The organism is Pseudomonas sp. sp1636 (assembly GCF_030376615.1).
Classification (GTDB): Bacteria; Pseudomonadota; Gammaproteobacteria; order Pseudomonadales; family Pseudomonadaceae; genus Aquipseudomonas.
Genome location: NZ_JARRAB010000002.1, coordinates 221,028 through 238,485, shown reverse-complemented (window position 1 = coordinate 238,485; position 17,458 = coordinate 221,028). Strand labels below are relative to the sequence as shown.

At 61.1% G+C, this 17,458-nt stretch carries 18 protein-coding genes; 4 read left to right on the top strand and 14 right to left on the bottom strand.

Features of this window, described 5'->3' with window-relative positions:
• Nucleotide 1: 1 nt before the first annotated feature.
• The 8 genes from nqrF to P8H27_RS02810 all read right to left on the bottom strand — a co-directional run bounded on the left by nqrF (nt 2) and on the right by P8H27_RS02810 (nt 7,715).
• Nucleotides 2-1,228 carry an NADH:ubiquinone reductase (Na(+)-transporting) subunit F gene (gene nqrF / locus P8H27_RS02845; RefSeq protein WP_289635101.1) on the bottom strand — a complete coding sequence of 409 codons (1,227 nt, stop codon included), beginning with the start codon at nt 1,226-1,228 and terminating at the stop codon, nt 2-4.
• A 15-nt stretch (nt 1,229-1,243) separates the two neighbouring features.
• Nucleotides 1,244-1,852 carry an NADH:ubiquinone reductase (Na(+)-transporting) subunit E gene (gene nqrE, locus P8H27_RS02840; RefSeq protein WP_289635100.1) on the bottom strand — a complete coding sequence of 203 codons (609 nt, stop codon included), beginning with the start codon at nt 1,850-1,852 and terminating at the stop codon, nt 1,244-1,246.
• A complete protein-coding gene (locus P8H27_RS02835) occupies nt 1,852-2,526 on the bottom strand; it encodes an NADH:ubiquinone reductase (Na(+)-transporting) subunit D (RefSeq protein ID WP_289635099.1) in 675 nt (224 codons plus the stop codon). The genes nqrE and P8H27_RS02835 overlap by 1 nt, the downstream gene beginning before the upstream one ends.
• A complete protein-coding gene (locus tag P8H27_RS02830; protein WP_289635098.1) occupies nt 2,523-3,311 on the bottom strand; it encodes a Na(+)-translocating NADH-quinone reductase subunit C in 789 nt (262 codons plus the stop codon). Before P8H27_RS02830 ends, P8H27_RS02835 begins: the two co-directional genes overlap by 4 nt.
• Entirely contained in the window at nt 3,304-4,515 is a 1,212-nt protein-coding gene (locus tag P8H27_RS02825; protein WP_289635097.1) for an NADH:ubiquinone reductase (Na(+)-transporting) subunit B, read from the bottom strand. The genes P8H27_RS02830 and P8H27_RS02825 overlap by 8 nt, the downstream gene beginning before the upstream one ends.
• A 2-nt stretch (nt 4,516-4,517) precedes the next feature.
• Nucleotides 4,518-5,855: a Na(+)-translocating NADH-quinone reductase subunit A gene (locus P8H27_RS02820; RefSeq protein WP_289635096.1), complete on the bottom strand. Its 1,338-nt coding sequence runs from the start codon at nt 5,853-5,855 to the stop codon at nt 4,518-4,520.
• On the bottom strand, nt 5,830-6,021 hold the full coding sequence (locus tag P8H27_RS02815; RefSeq protein WP_289635095.1) for a hypothetical protein: 192 nt from the start codon (nt 6,019-6,021) through the stop codon (nt 5,830-5,832). The genes P8H27_RS02820 and P8H27_RS02815 overlap by 26 nt, the downstream gene beginning before the upstream one ends.
• Nucleotides 6,022-6,248: 227 nt before the next feature.
• Nucleotides 6,249-7,715: a glyceraldehyde-3-phosphate dehydrogenase gene (locus tag P8H27_RS02810; RefSeq protein WP_289635094.1), complete on the bottom strand. Its 1,467-nt coding sequence runs from the start codon at nt 7,713-7,715 to the stop codon at nt 6,249-6,251.
• A gap of 149 nt (nt 7,716-7,864) precedes the next feature.
• On the opposite strand from P8H27_RS02810, the gene mfd reads away from it, so the two are divergent.
• Nucleotides 7,865-11,302 (top strand): transcription-repair coupling factor, encoded by a 3,438-nt coding sequence (gene mfd, locus P8H27_RS02805; RefSeq protein WP_289635214.1) that lies wholly within the window; start codon nt 7,865-7,867, stop codon nt 11,300-11,302.
• Between the two features lie 12 nt (nt 11,303-11,314).
• The gene (locus tag P8H27_RS02800) at nt 11,315-11,854 is read left to right on the top strand and encodes a CsiV family protein (protein WP_289635093.1); all 540 of its coding nucleotides are present in this window, start codon (nt 11,315-11,317) and stop codon (nt 11,852-11,854) included.
• Between the two features lie 79 nt (nt 11,855-11,933).
• Here P8H27_RS02800 and P8H27_RS02795 read toward each other — a convergent pair whose 3' ends face one another.
• Genes P8H27_RS02795 through P8H27_RS02780 form a run of 4 tightly spaced genes read right to left on the bottom strand, consistent with a single transcriptional unit; the run spans nt 11,934 to nt 14,984 of the window.
• Nucleotides 11,934-12,671 (bottom strand): S-methyl-5'-thioinosine phosphorylase, encoded by a 738-nt coding sequence (locus P8H27_RS02795; protein ID WP_289635092.1) that lies wholly within the window; start codon nt 12,669-12,671, stop codon nt 11,934-11,936.
• A 10-nt stretch (nt 12,672-12,681) separates the two neighbouring features.
• Complete coding sequence (gene nagZ / locus P8H27_RS02790; protein ID WP_289635213.1) at nt 12,682-13,680, bottom strand: beta-N-acetylhexosaminidase; 999 nt, start codon at nt 13,678-13,680, stop codon at nt 12,682-12,684.
• A gap of 27 nt (nt 13,681-13,707) precedes the next feature.
• Complete coding sequence (locus P8H27_RS02785; RefSeq protein WP_289635091.1) at nt 13,708-14,229, bottom strand: L,D-transpeptidase; 522 nt, start codon at nt 14,227-14,229, stop codon at nt 13,708-13,710.
• 47 nt (nt 14,230-14,276) lie between these two features.
• Nucleotides 14,277-14,984 carry a TetR/AcrR family transcriptional regulator gene (locus P8H27_RS02780; protein WP_289635090.1) on the bottom strand — a complete coding sequence of 236 codons (708 nt, stop codon included), beginning with the start codon at nt 14,982-14,984 and terminating at the stop codon, nt 14,277-14,279.
• Nucleotides 14,985-15,253: 269 nt separating this feature from the next.
• On the opposite strand from P8H27_RS02780, the gene lexA reads away from it, so the two are divergent.
• Together lexA and sulA are read left to right on the top strand one after the other, a co-directional pair.
• Complete coding sequence (gene lexA / locus P8H27_RS02775) at nt 15,254-15,862, top strand: transcriptional repressor LexA (RefSeq protein WP_289635089.1); 609 nt, start codon at nt 15,254-15,256, stop codon at nt 15,860-15,862.
• A 10-nt stretch (nt 15,863-15,872) separates the two neighbouring features.
• On the top strand, nt 15,873-16,346 hold the full coding sequence (gene sulA / locus P8H27_RS02770; protein WP_289635088.1) for an SOS-induced cell division inhibitor SulA: 474 nt from the start codon (nt 15,873-15,875) through the stop codon (nt 16,344-16,346).
• Nucleotides 16,347-16,530: 184 nt separating this feature from the next.
• Here the strand turns inward: sulA and P8H27_RS02765 are convergent, their stop codons facing one another.
• Nucleotides 16,531-16,764, bottom strand: coding sequence for a hypothetical protein (locus P8H27_RS02765; protein WP_289635087.1), 234 nt, complete (start codon nt 16,762-16,764; stop codon nt 16,531-16,533).
• 77 nt (nt 16,765-16,841) lie between these two features.
• A complete protein-coding gene (locus tag P8H27_RS02760) occupies nt 16,842-17,360 on the bottom strand; it encodes a DUF6586 family protein (protein ID WP_289635086.1) in 519 nt (172 codons plus the stop codon).
• Nucleotides 17,361-17,458: the final 98 nt, after the last annotated feature.

Here is a 17,458-nt window from a genome sequence, read left to right as displayed (position 1 = left end):
CTTAGCCGCCGAAGTCGTCGAGCAGGATATTCTCCTCCTCCACACCCAGGTCGATGAGCATTTTGATCACGGCGGAGTTCATCATCGGCGGGCCGCACATGTAGAACTCGCAATCTTCCGGAGCCGGATGCTCCTTCAGGTAGTTCTCGTACAGCACGTTGTGGATGAAGCCCTTCATGCCGCTCCAGTTGTCTTCCGGCAGCGGATCGGACAAGGCCAGGTGCCACTTGAAGTTCGGATTTTCCGCCTGCAGTTGGTCGTACTCCTCCACGTAGAAGGCTTCGCGCATGGAGCGGGCGCCATACCAGAAGCTGATCTTGCGCGTCGACTTGAGGCGCTTGAGCTGGTCGAAGATGTGCGAACGCATCGGTGCCATGCCGGCACCGCCACCGATAAACACCATCTCGGCATCGGTGTCCTTGGCGAAGAACTCGCCGAACGGGCCGTACACGGTAATCTTGTCGCCCGGCTTGAGGCTGAACACATAGGAAGACATCTTGCCCGCCGGCAGATCGTCCTTACCCGGTGGCGGCGAGGCGATGCGGATGTTGAACTTCACCAGACCCCGTTCTTCCGGGTAGTTGGCCATGGAATAGGCACGAATCGTGGTCTCTTCGACCTTGGACACGTACTTCCACTGGTTGAACTTGTCCCAGTCGCCGCGGTATTCCTCCTGGATATCGAAGTCCTTGTAGCGCACTTCGTGCGGCGGACATTCCAGCTGCACATAACCGCCGGCGCGGAAGTCGACGCTCTCGCCGTCCGGCAGTTGCAGGGTCAGTTCCTTGATGAAGGTGGCCACGTTCGGATTGGACAACACCGTACATTCCCACTTCTTCACGCCGAAGACTTCTTCCGGCACCTCAATCTTCATGTCCTGCTTGACCGGAGTCTGGCAGGACAGACGCCAGCCAGCCTTGGCTTCGCGGCGCGTGAAGGCGGCTTCTTCGGTCGGCAGCATTTCGCCACCGCCGCTTTCTACCACGCACTTGCACTGAGCGCAGGTACCACCGCCACCACAGGCGGACGACAGGAAGATATTGTTCGATGCAAGGGTCTGCAGCAGCTTGCCGCCGGCCGGTACCACAATGGTTCTTTCGCCATTGATCTCGATGCTCACGTCACCGCTGGAAACCAGCTTGGCGCGTGCAGCCAAGATGATCAGCACCAGTCCGAGGACAATGGCGGTAAACATCCCGATCGCGATAAAAATCTCTGAATTGATCATCTATTCATCCCTTCCTTACAACTGCACGCCGGAAAAGGACATGAAGCCCAAGGACATCAGACCGATGGTGATAAAGGTAATGCCCAGCCCCTGCAGACCGACCGGCACGTCGCTGTACTTGAGCTTCTCGCGAATGCCCGCCAAAGCGGCAATCGCCAAGGCCCAGGACAGACCGGAACCGAAGCCGTACACGGTACTTTCCGCCAGGTTGTAGTCGCGCTCCACCATGAACAGGGTGCCGCCCATGATGGCGCAGTTCACGGTGATCAGTGGCAGGAACACGCCGAGGGCGTTGTACAGCGAGGGCACGTACTTATCCAGGAGCATCTCGAGGATCTGCACGATCGCCGCGATCACCCCGATATAGCTGAGCAGACCGAGAAAGCTCAGATCGAGCTCCGGTAAGCCGGCCCAGGCCAACGCGCCGTCTTTCAACAAGTAGGTGTAGATCAGGTTGTTCGCCGGCACAGTGATGACCTGCACCACGACGACAGCGATCCCCAGACCGATAGCGGTCTCGACCTTCTTGGAAATGGCGATGAAGGTGCACATGCCGAGAAAGAAGGCCAGCGCCATGTTCTCAACGAACACCGCCTTGGCCAGCAAGCTGATGTAATGCTCCATTAGTAGGCCTCCTTATTCGAGACTTGCGGGGCCATCTTGAAGCTCGGCTTCTCGACCTGTTCTTTTTTCCAGCTGCGCAGAGCCCAGATGAACAGACCGATCAGGAAGAATGCCGAAGGCGGCAGCAGCAGCATGCCGTTAGGCTGGTACCAGCCACCGTCGTTGATCACCGGAATGATCTCGTAGCCCATCAGCTTACCGGCACCGAACAGCTCGCGAATGATGCCCAGGGCAATCAACATGGCGCTGTAACCGAGACCGTTACCGATGCCGTCGAAGAACGACAGCACCGGCGGGTTCTGCATGGCAAAGGCTTCCGCGCGGCCCATCACGATGCAGTTGGTGATGATCAGGCCGACGAACACCGACAGCTGCTTGGACAGACTGAAGGCATAGGCCTTGAGCACCTGATCGACCACGATAACCAGCGAGGCGATGATCACCATCTGCACGATCATGCGGATCGAGCCAGGGATCTGGCTGCGAATCATCGAGATGAACAGGTTGGAGAACGCGGTCACCAGGGTCAGGGCGATCGACATCACCAGGGCGGTCTTCAGGTTAGAGGTCACCGCCAGGGCGGAACAAATACCCAGTATCTGCAAACCGATGGGGTTGTTGTTGAAGATCGGATTGAGCAGGACTTCTTTAATAGTCGGTTGCGACATGATCAAGCCTCCCCTGCGCGCAGGTTAGCGATAAACGGACCGAAGCCATTCTGGCCAAGCCAGAATTTCAGCAGATTGTCCACTCCCTTACTGGTCAGGGTCGCGCCAGCAAGGGCATCGACCTGATGCACCGCCTTCGGGCTTTGTGGATCGACACCGCCTTTGACGACCGCCACGGCCAACTCGCCGTCCTGGTCAAACAGGGTCTTGCCCGGCCACTGACCTTTCCACTTCGGGTTATCCACTTCGCCACCCAGGCCCGGGGTCTCGGCATGCTGGTAGAAACCCATACCAGCCACGGTATTCAGATCGCCCTTGAGCGCAATAAAACCGTACAGCGTTGACCACAGACCGTAACCGCGTACTGGCAAAATCACGGTTTCGACCTGGCCGTCCTTTTCCACGATATACACCGTGGTGTAGCGCTCCAGACGCTTGATCGAGGCGATATCCTGCTCACCCGACAGAACGCTGGAGAGCTTGGGATCCTTCGAGGCCTTCAAAGGATCGAAGGTCACGGGATCCTTGGCATCGGAGAAAGTGCCGCTCTGCAAATCGACCAGCTTGGCGCTGACGGTGCTTTTGAACAGTTCCTTGACCGCGCGCGCCGACATGTTCGCCTCGCCCAAACCGGCGATCGCCAGAATGCTGCGCTGCTTATCCAGCAGACGATTGTCCAACTGGGTGGGTTTGAGCGCCACCGCGGCACCCGCAACAAACACCGAGCACACCAGGCAAACCAGCAGGGCTACCGTCAGGGTGCGAGCGGTGGATTCTTTTTGACTAGACATTACGCGCCAGCCTCCGCTTGATATTGGCTTGAACGACGAAGTGGTCGATCAGCGGTGCGAACAGGTTGGCGAACAGAATCGCCAGCATCATACCTTCCGGGAACGCCGGGTTGACCACACGGATCAACACCACCATCACCCCGATCAAGGCACCGAAAACCCACTTGCCGGTATTGGTCATGGACGCCGACACCGGGTCGGTGGCCATGAACAACATACCGAAGGCAAAACCGCCAACCACCAGATGCCAGTACCAGGGCATGGCGAACATCGGGTTGGTCGCCGAACCCAGGGTATTGAACAGCAGGCTCAGGCCGATCATGCCCAGCATCACACCGGCGACGATGCGCCAGGAAGCGATCTTGGAGATCAACAGCACACCGCCGCCGAGCATGATCGCCAGGGTACTGGTCTCGCCGAGGGAGCCCTGAATGGTGCCGACGAAGGCATCCATCCAGGTGATGCCCTGGCCGATCACGTTCTCGATACCGCCAGCAGCGGCCAGGCTCAACGCAGTGGCGCCGGCGAAGCCGTCGACCGTCGTCCAGACCGCATCGCCGGACATCTGCGCCGGATAAGCGAAGAACAGGAAGGCGCGGCCGGTCAGAGCCGGGTTGAGGAAGTTCTTGCCGGTACCGCCAAACACTTCCTTGCCGATCACCACGCCGAAGCTGATGCCCAGCGCCACCTGCCACAGCGGGATGCTGGGCGGCAGGATCAGGGCGAACAACACCGAAGTGACGAAGAAGCCTTCGTTGACTTCATGCTTGCGGATCGAAGCGAACAACACTTCCCAGAAGCCGCCAACGATGAAGGTCACCGCATAGACCGGCACGAACCAGGCAGCGCCCTGGATGAAATTATCCCAGAGGCTGTTCGGATCGAATCCGCCCAGCGCACCGATCAACGCGAAGCGCCAGCCTTCCTGGGCCGCCAGCAACTCGGGGGTCTGGGCGAAAATCAGGTTAGCCTGATAGCCGGTGTTCCACATGCCGAAAAACATCACCGGGAAGGTACACAACCAGACGGCGATCATCATGCGTTTGAGGTCGATGCCGTCACGCACATGGGCGGTGGTCTTGGTCACACTGGCCGGGCGGTAGAAAAAGGTGTCGAAGGCCTCGTACAAGGCATACCACTTCTCGTACCTGCCACCCTTCTCGAAGTTGTGCTCGATTTTATCGAGGAATGCGCGCATACCCATGATCAACCCTCCTTCTCGATGCGGGCGAGGTTATCGCGCAAGATCGGGCCATATTCGTATTTGCCGGCACAGACATAGCTGCACAGCGCCAGGTCTTCTTCGTCGAGCTCCAGGCAGCCCAGTTTCTGGGCCATCTCGGTATCGCCGACGATCAAGTAGCGCAGCAGTTGCGTCGGCAGCATGTCCAGCGGCATTACTTCTTCATAATTGCCGACCGGTACCATGGCGCGCGGACTGCCGTTGGTGGTGGTGGAGAAGGCGAATTTCTTCGCCGCCGCCAGTTTGGAGGCGAAGACATTGAGCACCGAATGCTTGTTAAACCCGGCGCGCAGGTAATGCAGCATCTCGCGGTCATTGCCTTCTGCCAGGCAAGACACCTGCAGGTGATAACGGCCCAAATAGGCAAAAGCGCCGTGGGCAGTACGCCCGCCGAGCACCGAACCGGAAACCACGCGGTTATAGCCGGACTGCAATTGACCCACCGTCAACTCGTCCAGATTGGCACCCAGACGGGTACGCAGCAGACGCGGCTGCTCCACCACGGGGCCGCCCAGGGCGACCACACGCTCGACCCACAACTGCCCGGTAGCGAACAACTTGCCGACGGCAATCACGTCCTGATAGTTGATCGACCAGACACTCTTGCTCGCATTGACCGGATCGAGGAAGTGGATATGGGTACCGGCTAGACCCGCCGGGTGCGGGCCGGCAAAGGTCTCGGCCTGCACCTTGTTCAGCTGTTCGCCGGGCAGATTGCTGCCCTCGGCCTTGCACAGGAAGACTTTCGCCAGACAGCCGAGCACCTTCAGACCGTTTTCGAAGTCGGTAGCGTATTCGCCGATGACCACAGCCGGATCGGCTGCCAGCGGCTGGGTGTCCATGGCCGTGACGAAAATAGAACTGGGCACCGCATCTACGGCCGGCACCTTGCTGAACGGGCGAGTGCGCAGCGCGGTCCAGAGACCGGACTGCTGCAGGTTTTCGCGAACCTGCGCATCACTCAAACCGCCCAACTTTGCCAACGGATAGCTGGCGAAGGTCACCTGCTCATCGCCGTCCAGGTCGATCACCAGCGACTGCAACACGCGCTTCTCGCCGCGGTGAATCGCACTGACCACCCCGGCGCCCGGCGCAGTGTAATCAACCCCTGGCGACCTCTTATCGGAAAACAGCACTTGACCGAGCTTGACCCGATCGCCGACCTGCACCTGCATCGTTGGCTTCATATCGTGATAATCGAAGCCGACGATGGCGACACTGCGTACCGGCCTTGCAGCCTCGATCCGCTGCGCCGGCGCGCCTGTTATGGGCAAATCAAGCCCATGTTTCAATTTGATCATAGGTTTGCCTAACCACTGATTTATAAGCTTTTTTTAGAATACGGGCGGCATCTGGATGCTTAATAGCCATACCCACACCAATAAAAATGCCATTAGTGCGGATAATGATGCCGAGCGCGGGTAAAAAATCCGCTTGATTATAAAGAGCTGCTCCCCAACTAACCACCCGAGCACTTGCTTTTTTTAGGCCTCTCGGACTAGTACGCAACCGCTCAAACTTGACTCAAATCATTGCGCAAACGGAATGACGGCTAGCTCGCCGCCCGGAGCCAGCGCGCGCACAAACCACGGGTGCCCACCAGCGCCAACCCTTGGCCATCGGCGCAGCACCTGGCCAGCCAACCCAAACAAAAAACGGGAGCCTAGGCTCCCGTTTTCAATGACCGCTCGCGCTTAGCGCGGAAAAGCCGGCGGGTTGACCCCGACCATGTCTTCCATCACGCGCACCACCTGACAGCTGTAGCCAAACTCGTTGTCGTACCAGACATAGAGCACGACCCGATTGTCGTTGGCGATGGTTGCCTCGGCATCCACCACCCCGGCGTGACGCGAACCGACGAAGTCGGTGGAGACCACCTCCTGGGAGTTGACGAAGTCGATCTGCTTGTGCAGATCCGAGTGCAACGCCATGTAGCGCAGGTACTCGTTCATCTCTTCGCGGGTCGCGGCCTTTTCCAGATTCAGATTGAGGATGGCCATGGACACGTTCGGCGTCGGCACGCGAATGGCGTTGCCGGTCAACTTGCCCTTGAGCACCGGCAGCGCCTTGGCAGCGGCGGTGGCGGCACCGGTCTCGGTGATCACCATGTTCAGCGCGGCACTACGGCCACGACGGCTGCCCTTGTGAAAGTTGTCGATCAGGTTCTGGTCGTTGGTGTACGAGTGCACGGTTTCGACGTGACCATTGATGATGCCGTACTTGTCATTCACCGCCTTGAGCACCGGCACGATGGCATTGGTGGTGCAGGAGGCGGCGGAAACGATCTTGTCGTCGGCGCTGATGTCGCCATGGTTGATGCCATGCACGATATTCTTCAGCGCACCCTTGCCTGGCGCGGTCAGCACCACGCGGTCGATGCCCGGGCAGGCCAGGTGCTGACCCAAACCTTCGGCGTCTCGCCACACGCCGGTGTTGTCCACCAGCAGCGCATTGTCGATACCGTACTGGGTGTAGTCCACTTCGCTGGGCGACTTGGCATAAATCACCTGGATCAGGTTGCCATTGGCGGTGATGGTGTTGTTTTCCTCGTCGACGACGATGGTGCCGTCGAACGGGCCGTGCACCGAGTCGCGCCGCAGCAGGCTGGCGCGCTTGTCCAAGTCGTTCTCGGCGCCCTTGCGCACGACAATCGCGCGCAAACGCAGGCCGTCACCGCCACCGGTTTTCTCGATCAGGATGCGCGCCAGCAGACGGCCGATGCGGCCGAAACCATAGAGCACCACATCGGTACCCTTGCGCGCCACGACATTCTGCTGCCCAGCCACCGCCCCCAGTTCGTCACGCACGAACTGCTCGATGCTGCGACCGTTGGCCTCCTCCAGGTACTTGGCCATCATGCGGCCCAAATCCACCGAAGCGGCGCCCAACTTGAGTTCGCTCATGGTCTTGAGCATGGGGAAAGTATCATGCACCGACAGCTCGGCATCGCCATCCAGACGGTGGCGCGCATAACGATGGGCTTTGAGAATCTGAATGACCGAACGGTTGATCAGGCTACGACCGTAGATCGAGGTGACTACGTTGTTGTTGCGGTAGAGCTGGCCAATTAAGGGAATCATCGCTTCTGCGAGGGCTTCTCGATCGATCCACTCACCGAGACACTGGTCGGGCTTCTGATTCACGGGCAGTACCTTCCACATGTAGGGGCTGAAAAAAGGGGCTACATTATGCCGGCGGACACAATCGCAGGCAATCTGCAACGGACGAAACACTGACAGCCGCCCGCCTGGATAGTTACAATCGCGGGCCATGTCGTCATGCCCGTGAGCCGCCCGTGCCTGTACCGCCCGTGTCCGTACTGCGTCTGCCGTCCCTGCCCGCCACTGCCGGCAAACAACATTGGGGCAACCTGCCCGGCGCCGCCTTGAGCCTGGCGATTGCCGAAGCCGCCAGCGCTGCCAAGCGCTTCACCCTGCTGCTGACCGCCGACAGCCAGAACGCCGAGCGCCTGGAGCAGGAGCTGAGCTTCTTCGCCCCGGAGTTGCCCGTTCTGCACTTTCCCGATTGGGAAACCCTGCCCTACGACCTGTTTTCGCCGCATCAGGACATCATCTCCCAGCGCATTGCCGCACTCTATCGCCTGCCGGAGCTGAACCATGGCGTCCTGGTAGTACCGATCACCACCGCCCTACACCGCCTGGCCCCCAAGCATTTCCTGCTCGGCAGCAGCCTGGTGCTGAACGTCGGCCAGAAACTCGCCGTCAACGACATGCGCACCCGCCTGGAGGCGGCAGGTTACCGCTGCGTCGACACGGTCTACGAACACGGCGAGTTTGCCGTGCGCGGCGCCCTGATCGACCTGTTCCCGATGGGCAGCGACCAGCCGTTTCGTATCGACCTGTTCGACGATGAGATCGAAACCCTGCGCACCTTCGACCCGGAAACCCAGCGCTCGATCGACAAGGTCGATTCGATCAAGCTGCTGCCGGCCCGCGAGTTCCCCCTGGAGAAGAAGGCCGTCACTGATTTTCGCGGACGCTTTCGCGAGCGTTTCGACGTCGACTTCCGCCGCTGCCCGATCTACCAGGATCTCAGCACCGGCATCACCCCGGCCGGCATCGAGTACTACCTGCCGCTGTTTTTCGAAGCCACCGCGAGCCTGTTCGACTACCTGCCGCAAGACACCCAGGTATTTTCCCTGCCCGGCGTGGAGAAAGCCGCCGAGCAGTTCTGGAACGACGCGCGCAATCGCTACGAAGAGCGCCGGGTCGATCCCGAACGCCCGCTGCTGCCGCCGGCCGCTATCTTCCTGCCGGTGGAAGACTGCTTCGCCCGCCTGAAAGACTGGCCACGGGTTGTCATCAGTCAGGCAGACCTCGAGCCAGGCATCGGCCGCCAGCGCTTCAACGCGCAGCCCTTGCCCGAGCTGGCGATCCAGGCCAAAGCCAGCGAACCGCTGGCCGCCCTGCGCCGTTTTATCGAAGACTATCCCGGCCGCGTGTTGTTCTGCGCCGAGTCCGCCGGACGGCGCGAGGTGCTGCTGGAATTGCTCGCCCGCCTCAAGCTCAAGCCCAGGGAAGTGGCCGACTGGCCGGCGTTCATCGCCAGCCAGGAGCGCCTGGGCATCTGCATCGCCCCGCTCGATGAAGGCCTGTTGCTCGACGACTTGGCCCTGATCGCCGAGAGCCCGCTGTTCGGCCAGCGCGTGATGCAGCGCCGGCGCCGCGAGAAGGCGCGCGACGGCGGCGACAACGTGATCAAGAACCTCGCCGAACTGCGCGAAGGGGCGCCGGTGGTGCACATCGATCACGGCGTCGGCCGCTACCTGGGCCTGGTCACCCTGGAAATCGACGGCCAGGCCGCCGAATTCCTCGCCCTGATGTACGCCGAGGAAGCCAAGCTGTATGTGCCGGTCGCCAGCCTGCACCTGATCGCCCGCTACACCGGCAGCGACGACGCCCTGGCCCCGCTGCACCGGCTCGGCGCGGAAATCTGGCAGAAAGCCAAGCGCAAGGCCGCCGAACAAGTGCGCGACGTGGCGGCCGAACTGCTCGACATCTATGCCCGCCGCGCGGCCCGCGAAGGCTATGCGTTCGCCGACCCGCAGCTCGATTACGCGACCTTCAGCGCCGGCTTCCCCTTCGAGGAAACCCCCGATCAGCAAACCGCCATCGAGGCGGTGCGCGATGACATGCTGGCGCCCAAGCCGATGGATCGCCTGATCTGCGGCGACGTTGGCTTCGGCAAGACCGAAGTGGCCATGCGCGCCGCCTTTATCGCCGTGCACAGCGGCCGTCAGGTCGCCGTGCTGGTGCCGACCACCCTGCTCGCCCAACAGCACTACAACAGCTTCCGCGACCGCTTCGCCGACTGGCCGGTGAATGTCGAGGTCATGAGCCGCTTCAAGAGCAGCAAAGAAGTCGCCTCGGCCATGCAGCAACTGACCGAGGGCAAGGTCGACATCGTCATCGGCACCCACAAGCTGCTGCAGGGCGACGTCAAATTCAACAACCTGGGCCTGGTGATCATCGACGAGGAGCACCGCTTCGGCGTGCGCCAGAAGGAACAGCTCAAGGCTTTGCGCAGCGAGGTGGACATCCTCACCCTGACCGCCACGCCGATCCCGCGCACCCTGAACATGGCCGTGGCGGGCATGCGCGACCTGTCGATCATCGCCACCCCGCCGGCACGCCGCCTGTCGGTGCGCACCTTCGTCATGGAGCAGAACAACCCGACCATCAAAGAAGCGCTGCTGCGCGAATTGCTGCGCGGCGGCCAGGTCTATTACCTGCACAACGACGTGAAAACCATCGAGAAATGCGCCGCCGACCTCGCCGAACTGGTGCCCGAGGCGCGCATCGGCATCGGCCACGGCCAGATGCGCGAACGCGAACTGGAACAGGTGATGGGCGATTTCTACCACAAGCGCTTCAACGTGCTGATCGCCTCGACCATCATCGAAACCGGCATCGACGTACCCAGCGCCAACACCATCATCATCGAACGCGCCGACAAATTCGGCCTGGCCCAGCTGCATCAATTGCGCGGCCGGGTCGGCCGCAGCCACCACCAGGCCTACGCCTACCTGCTGACGCCGCCGCGCAAGCAAATGACCGACGACGCGCAGAAGCGCCTGGAGGCCATCTCCGCCGCCCAGGATCTCGGCGCCGGCTTCCTCCTGGCCACCCACGACCTGGAAATCCGCGGCGCCGGCGAACTGCTCGGCGATGGCCAGAGCGGGCAGATTCAGGCGGTCGGCTTCACCCTCTATATGGAAATGCTCGAGCGCGCGGTGAAGGCCATCCGCAAGGGCGAACAACCCAATCTCGAACAACCGCTGGGCGGCGGCCCGGAAATCAATTTGCGGGTGCCGGCGCTGATCCCGGAGGACTATCTGCCAGACGTGCACGCCCGACTGATCCTCTACAAGCGCATCGCTTCGGCTGCCGACGAAGACGGCTTGAAAGAGTTGCAGGTGGAGATGATCGACCGCTTCGGCCTGCTGCCGGAGCCGAGCAAGAACCTGGTGCGCCTGACCCTGCTGAAGTTGCAGGCGGAAAAACTCGGCATCAAGAAAGTCGATGCCGGCCCACAGGGCGGCCGTATCGAATTCGCCGCGGACACCTGCGTCGACCCGCTGACCCTGATCAAATTGATCCAGGCCCAACCGAACCGCTACAAGTTCGAAGGTGCCACGCTGTTCAGATTCCAGGTTCCGATGGAACGTGCGGAACATCGATTCGATACCCTGGAAGCGCTGTTCGAGCGCCTGACCCCCTCTATTTAAAGGACTGACCCCATGCGCGCCCTCCACCCCCTGACCCTGCTCTCGCTTATTCTGCTGCCGCTACTGAACGCTGGCGCCGCCTTTGCCGAGGCCATGTACCAGGTCGAAGTGATCGTCTTCCGGCAAACCACGCAAGCGCTTGCCGCCGCCCGTCCCGCCCCCGACGACTGGGCGCAAGGCGCATTGCCGATTGACTCCAGCCAGGAACGCGCCACCACGCTGAACAGCGAAGCGAGCAAACTCACCCCGGCAAACGGCTATCGCGTACTGCTGCACAAAGCCTGGGCGCAGAGCATCGGCGCCAACCCCAGCAGCGTGGCCCTGAGCAGCGGCGCCGAACACTTCGGGCATTTCCCAGCTGAAGGCACCCTAAGCCTCAAGCAGGATCGTCTCATCGACCTCAACGCCAATCTTTGGGTCAATCAGTTCGACGACAGCGGCGCGCTCAGCAGCAGCGAACTGATCAAGCACGGCGTGCGCCTGCAAAGCGGCGAACTGACCTACCTCGATCACGGCAGCCTCGGCCTGCTGGTGCGCATCAGCCCGCTTTAAGCGGTACACATAACGCCCTGCCTGCACGAAAAAGGGGGACGCGATAGCGCCCCCCCTTTTTTATTCGCAGCCAATATGCTCAGCCGGCCAGCACATGGGCCAAGACGGCCTTAACCCGGCCCATGCCCTCGTCCAGGGCACGCTCGATGGCGGCCATGGTAATCAACACATTGGACTTGCCCGCTGCCGGGTTCACCACCAACGCCAGACAGGCATAAGGCAAGGCCAGCTCCCGCGCCAGCACCGCCTCGGGCATGCCGGTCATACCGACGATATCGCACCCGTCACGCTCCATCCGGGCGATCTCGGCAACCGTCTCCAGCCGCGGCCCCTGGGTGCAGCCATAGACGCCCTGAGCGCTAAAAGCGCAGCGCTCGGCAGTTAGCGCCCCGGCCAACTTTTCCCGCAACTCGGCATCGTAAGGGTGGCTGAAATCCACATGGGTGACATGTTCCAACTCCCCCTCATAAAAGGTGTGCGCGCGCCCCGAGGTGTAATCGATGACCTGGTGCGGCAGACAGAAATGCCCAGTGCCCATGGCCGCCTGGATGCCACCGACCGCATTCACCGCAATAATCGCCTTGGCGCCCGACTGCCTGAGCGCCCAGAGATTGGCGCGGTAATTCACCTGATGCGGCGGAATCCGGTGCGGGTGACCGTGACGGGCAAGAAACAACACTTCCCGGCCGGCATACTCACCCCGCAATACCGGTGCCGAGGGAGCACCGTAGGGCGTATCAACATGCAGCGCAGCTTTGATGGTCAGCCCATCCAGCTGGGTCAGGCCAGTACCGCCGATAATGGCGTAGACAGTCATCAAACTCTCCTCAATCGATTAATTGCGCGGCGCGTAATGCGCCTACTGCTTCCAGCCATCGCGGACTCTGCCGGTATTCCACTCCAGGGAAAGCCTGGCGACGCATACGCGCCAAACCTGGCGGCGCGACCACCTGCAAACGCTGCAAGGCGCTCAGCGCCAATTCAGCGGCAGCGCGATCATTGCAGACCAAGCCCATGTCGCAGCCCGCCGTCAGCGCAGCCTCGATGCGACAAGCCGCATCGCCCACCACATGAGCCCCGGCCATCGACAGATCATCGCTGAAAATAACCCCCGTGAACTGTAACTCACCACGCAGAATTTCCTGCAACCAGCGCCGCGAGAAGCCGGCAGGCTGGTCATCGACCTGCGGGTAGATCACATGCGCCGGCATCACCGCGGCCAACTGCTTGCTCAATTGCGCGAACGGCTGCAGATCGCTGGCGCGGATCTGCTCGAGGCTGCGCTCGTCCACTGGTATGGCCACATGGGAGTCGGCCTCGGCCCAGCCATGCCCGGGGAAATGCTTACCGGTCGCCGCCATGCCTGCCGCGTTCATGCCGCGAATAAACGCACCCGCCAGCCGCGCGGCGCGCCGGGCATCCCCCTCGAAGGCCCGGCTGCCGACCACCGCACTGCGCTGATGATCCAGATCCAGCACCGGCGCAAAGCTCAGATCCAGCCCCACCGCCAACACTTCGATGGCCATCAACCAGCCACAGTGCTCGGCCAAGACTTCGGCATTGGCATTATCGGCAATCGCACGCATCGCCGGCAGACGCACAAAACCCTGGCGCAGGCGCTGCACTCGGCCGCCTTCCTGATCGACGGCCAAGAGCAGATCCGGGCGTAACGCACGAATCGCGGCCGACAACTCGCGCACCTGCCGCGGGTGCTCGATATTGCGCGCGAACAGAATCAGGCCAGCCACTTCAGGCTGACGCAGAATCTGTCGATCCTCGGCGCTCAACCAAGTGCCGGCGATATCCAGCATCAACGAACCTTGCAGGGCTGAACTCACGAATATGATCCTTAACTAAAGTGATGCCGCCGCCCAGACCGGGCACGCCGCCTCGTCGATCTGCACGGCACATTGAACAGGAACGCGCGCAAACAGCGCCAGCAGATCGGCATTGCGCAGGCGTACACAACCGTGGGAGCGCGGCACGCCCATGGGCTCAGTATCCGGAGTGCCATGCAGATAAATGTAGCGGCGAAAAGTGTCGACAGCCCCCAGCCGATTGCGCCCCAGCTCACAGCCGCTGAGCCAGATGATCCGCGTGAGGATCCAGTCGCGGCCGGGGCATTGCGCAGCCAAGGCCGACGACCAGACCTCGCCGGTCCAGCGGCGTCCCCGCAATACGGCCCCCAGCGGCAAACCCTCGCCGATTTTCGCCCGCACTCGATGCAAACCACGCGGCGTGCAACCGGAGCCATTCAGCTCGCCCGGACCATTGAGCGCGGTGGACACAGGCAGGCGCAACACCAATTGCCCGTCGGCAAAACCGTACAGGCACTGATCAGCGAGGGAGATATGCAGAAAATCGAGGGCGCGCATGGCGCCTAGCTTAGCGGATCGAACTCGCCGCGCCCACCGGCACGGCATCAAACCTTGGTGGGTATGCCAGCGTTCTTGACGCGCGGCTTGAGCTGAGCAGCGGCCAAAACCCCATCGGTTACCCCGCTATCCGAACGCATGCCAGCTGCCAGGAACGGCACCATCATCCGCATGACCTGCTCGATCGACGTGCTGACCCCGAAATCGGCCTCAGCCATGGCGCGCAGCGCTTTGATTCCGGACATGCTGAATGCCGCAGCGCCGAGCATGAAATGCACGCGCCAGAACAACTCAAGCGGCGGGATACGCGGGGCGGCCTCATGCACCAGAAGCATGTAACGGCGGAACACCTTGCCGTACACCTCTTCCAGATACTTGCGCAGATGCCCTTGGCTTTGACTGAAGGCCAGCCCCAACAAGCGCATGAATATCGACAAATCGTTGCCACTGCGCGGCTTCACGGCCAACGCCTGCTCGACCAGCAACTCGAGCAACTCCTCAAGGCTGACTTTTGCCTCCGGCTTGGCCTGGCGACGATCCAGCTCGCGTTCGAGGCTACTGCAGAACGGCCCGAGAAAACGCGAAAAAACAGCCTGGATCAGCGCCTTTTTGGAACCGAAATGATAATTCACCGCTGCCAGGTTGACCCCAGCCTTGCTGGTAATCAGGCGCAATGAAGTTTCCGCAAACCCTTTCTCTGCGAACAACTGCTCTGCCGCATCGAGAATGCGTTCAACGGTTTCCGACTGGGCCATGATTATCCACCTAACAAACACTTGTTTGAAACATACGTTTCGGCTCGTCACCTTGTCAAGGTCACGCTGGCCATTTTCTGGCTGGACAGTCATGCATCCATGGCAAACAACACCCGCCGCTGCACCGGCGCACTTGTCGCCGAACCCAGTAACAGGTAGCCGGGATGAAAGCGCAAGCCGCGAATTTAGCCGAGAGGGGAAAAGGAGGATTGCCAACCCCGGATCACTGTATATAATCCCAGTCACTGTATAAAAAGACAGAGCCCAACATGCTGAAACTGACGCCACGCCAAGCTGAAATTCTCACCTTCATCAAGCACTGCCTTGACGACAACGGCTACCCGCCAACCCGTGCGGAAATCGCTCAGGCCCTTGGTTTCAAGTCACCCAATGCCGCAGAGGAACACCTCAAGGCTCTGGCTCGCAAAGGCGCCATCGAAATGACTCCCGGCGCCTCCCGCGGCATCCGCATTCCTGGCTACGAACCGAACAACACGGAAGAGGGCTTACCCGTGATCGGTCGCGTCGCCGCTGGCGCGCCCATTCTAGCGCAACAGAATATTGAAGACTGCTGCCGGATCAACCCCGAGTTCTTTCACCCCAAGGCTGATTACCTGCTGCGCGTGCGCGGCATGAGCATGAAGGACATTGGCATTCTCGACGGTGACCTGCTCGCCGTGCACACCACCCGCGAAGCGCACAATGGCCAGGTCGTGGTAGCCCGCATCGATGACGAAGTGACGGTCAAGCGCTTCAAGCGCCAAGGCAACAAGGTCTGGCTGATTGCCGAAAACCCCGAATTCGCCCCCATCGAAGTGAACCTGGAAGAGCAGGAGTTGGTCATCGAAGGCTTGAGTGTCGGCGTGATCCGCCGCTAGAGGAGATTCTATGCAGTTCCCGCAGCCACTAAACCGTACACAGTTGCCACTGTTCGAGGGGCTAATGGCCTCGGCAGTGACGCCGCGGCTGAACCAGGCGGTGGAGTCACTTTGGCAGGAGCCCCCCTTAGCCTTCAGTGAAATTTCGTTACGTGGCGCTGCCGGTCACTGCCTGAATCTGCTTGCCCCAATGCTCCGCGAGCTGAGCCAGAACAACGATGCGCGCTGGCTGAGTCTGATCGCCCCGCCCGGCAGCCTGACGCAAACCTGGCTGCGCGAAGCCGGCCTCAACCGCGAGCGCATTCTATTGCTCCATCCGCGCGGCAAACAAAGCCCTTTGCAACTGGCCCAGGAGGCACTCAGGCTCGGCCGCAGCCATACCGTCGTCAGTTGGCTGCACCCATTGGAGCAACACGCCCGAGAGCAGTTGGAGCAGGCCGCACGGCAAGGCAAGGCGCAAAGTCTCAACATAAGCCTGGGTTAGAGTGCGCCAGAAATGGCACAAGAACGGTGCGTGAGCCGAAGCCGTCGACTTGAGCGTCTGTAGCGAGGGGCAGTTCGACAAGCTGTGCTTTTCCGCAGTGGGATCGCGTTAAGTCCAACAGGCGGCTAACCACAAGACCGAGCGCGCTGATGCCGATATCAACGCCGATAGCAGCCGACAGAACTCAATGCAGCACGCGCGGGCCTTGTTCGTGGTCAAAGTCACCATCGGCCAGCTTGCCAGCCATTTGCACGCCGACACTGAGCATGGCCTTGGCTACCTCGATATGCTGACCCTGCAGGAATTCCTTGGCATCGGCGGAAAAATCCAGCACCACCAGGGTTTCTTCGTCTTCTGCGCGACGCAGTGCAATGCGCCCATCGGGCAACTCGACGATCTCAAGGTAGGACGTAGGCATAGGGCTGGCTCTCCACGAAAGGCCGGCATTGTAACAGTCGACCAAGGCTCACCCTAGCCCGCTTATCCAGACCCGCCTCACCACTCACTCAATGAGTCACGAAAGCGCCTGGCCAAGCCCTTCAGCTCCTGCCGCCAAACCTCCAGGGTTTCCCGCGCCAGTGGCGGCACCTCCTGATCCAGGCTGATCGCCTCGATCAAGGGAGTGCCCGGGTCGGTCTTGGCCTTGCTTGCCGCCTGCGGCGGCTGAAACAACTCGGCATAAGCTTTCAGCAGCTGAGCCAACCAGGTTTCCGCTTGCTGCGCCAACTCGATGAGTTCGGCCAATTCAGGGCTGGGAGCAGCATCCAGCAGTGCCTTGTTGAGCAACTGCTCGACTCGCGCTGCATGGCTTTGCGGCAGGCGATAGTAACCGGCGATCTCGTGACACAGCCCCAGCAGCGCACCATAGAGATGGAACAGCGCAGCCTCACGCTCGGCCTGTATCAGGGCCAAAGAGTTGACTGCCCGCCCCTCCTGCGCGACGCGCCAGGACTCCAGCGACAGGCCGGCATAGAAGAGCTTCTGGTTGGTACGGGTATACAGCTCATGAGCCATCAAGGCGCCCTCCATTACAGACCGATCAGAGGCTGTGAAAATACCGAAGGCCGTCGCGAGAGTGCCGTCGGGCGAGCGAAACGCAACGCAACGCAACG

Excerpts from the sequence above, each read along its gene's own strand:
- P8H27_RS02800 (WP_289635093.1), top strand. The coding sequence starts at position 11,315 with ATGCGCGCCCTCCACCCCCTGACCCTGCTCTCGCTTATTCTGCTGCCG.
- P8H27_RS02785 (WP_289635091.1), bottom strand. The coding sequence starts at position 14,229 with ATGCGCGCCCTCGATTTTCTGCATATCTCCCTCGCTGATCAGTGCCTG.
- nqrE (WP_289635100.1), bottom strand. The coding sequence starts at position 1,852 with ATGGAGCATTACATCAGCTTGCTGGCCAAGGCGGTGTTCGTTGAGAAC.
- P8H27_RS02825 (WP_289635097.1), bottom strand. The coding sequence starts at position 4,515 with ATGGGTATGCGCGCATTCCTCGATAAAATCGAGCACAACTTCGAGAAG.
- P8H27_RS02780 (WP_289635090.1), bottom strand. The coding sequence starts at position 14,984 with ATGGCCCAGTCGGAAACCGTTGAACGCATTCTCGATGCGGCAGAGCAG.
- P8H27_RS02765 (WP_289635087.1), bottom strand. The coding sequence starts at position 16,764 with ATGCCTACGTCCTACCTTGAGATCGTCGAGTTGCCCGATGGGCGCATT.
- P8H27_RS02820 (WP_289635096.1), bottom strand. The coding sequence starts at position 5,855 with ATGATCAAATTGAAACATGGGCTTGATTTGCCCATAACAGGCGCGCCG.
- nqrF (WP_289635101.1), bottom strand. The coding sequence starts at position 1,228 with ATGATCAATTCAGAGATTTTTATCGCGATCGGGATGTTTACCGCCATT.
- P8H27_RS02795 (WP_289635092.1), bottom strand. The coding sequence starts at position 12,671 with ATGACTGTCTACGCCATTATCGGCGGTACTGGCCTGACCCAGCTGGAT.
- P8H27_RS02810 (WP_289635094.1), bottom strand. The coding sequence starts at position 7,715 with ATGTGGAAGGTACTGCCCGTGAATCAGAAGCCCGACCAGTGTCTCGGT.
- lexA (WP_289635089.1), top strand. The coding sequence starts at position 15,254 with ATGCTGAAACTGACGCCACGCCAAGCTGAAATTCTCACCTTCATCAAG.
- P8H27_RS02830 (WP_289635098.1), bottom strand. The coding sequence starts at position 3,311 with ATGTCTAGTCAAAAAGAATCCACCGCTCGCACCCTGACGGTAGCCCTG.
- P8H27_RS02760 (WP_289635086.1), bottom strand. The coding sequence starts at position 17,360 with ATGGCTCATGAGCTGTATACCCGTACCAACCAGAAGCTCTTCTATGCC.
- sulA (WP_289635088.1), top strand. The coding sequence starts at position 15,873 with ATGCAGTTCCCGCAGCCACTAAACCGTACACAGTTGCCACTGTTCGAG.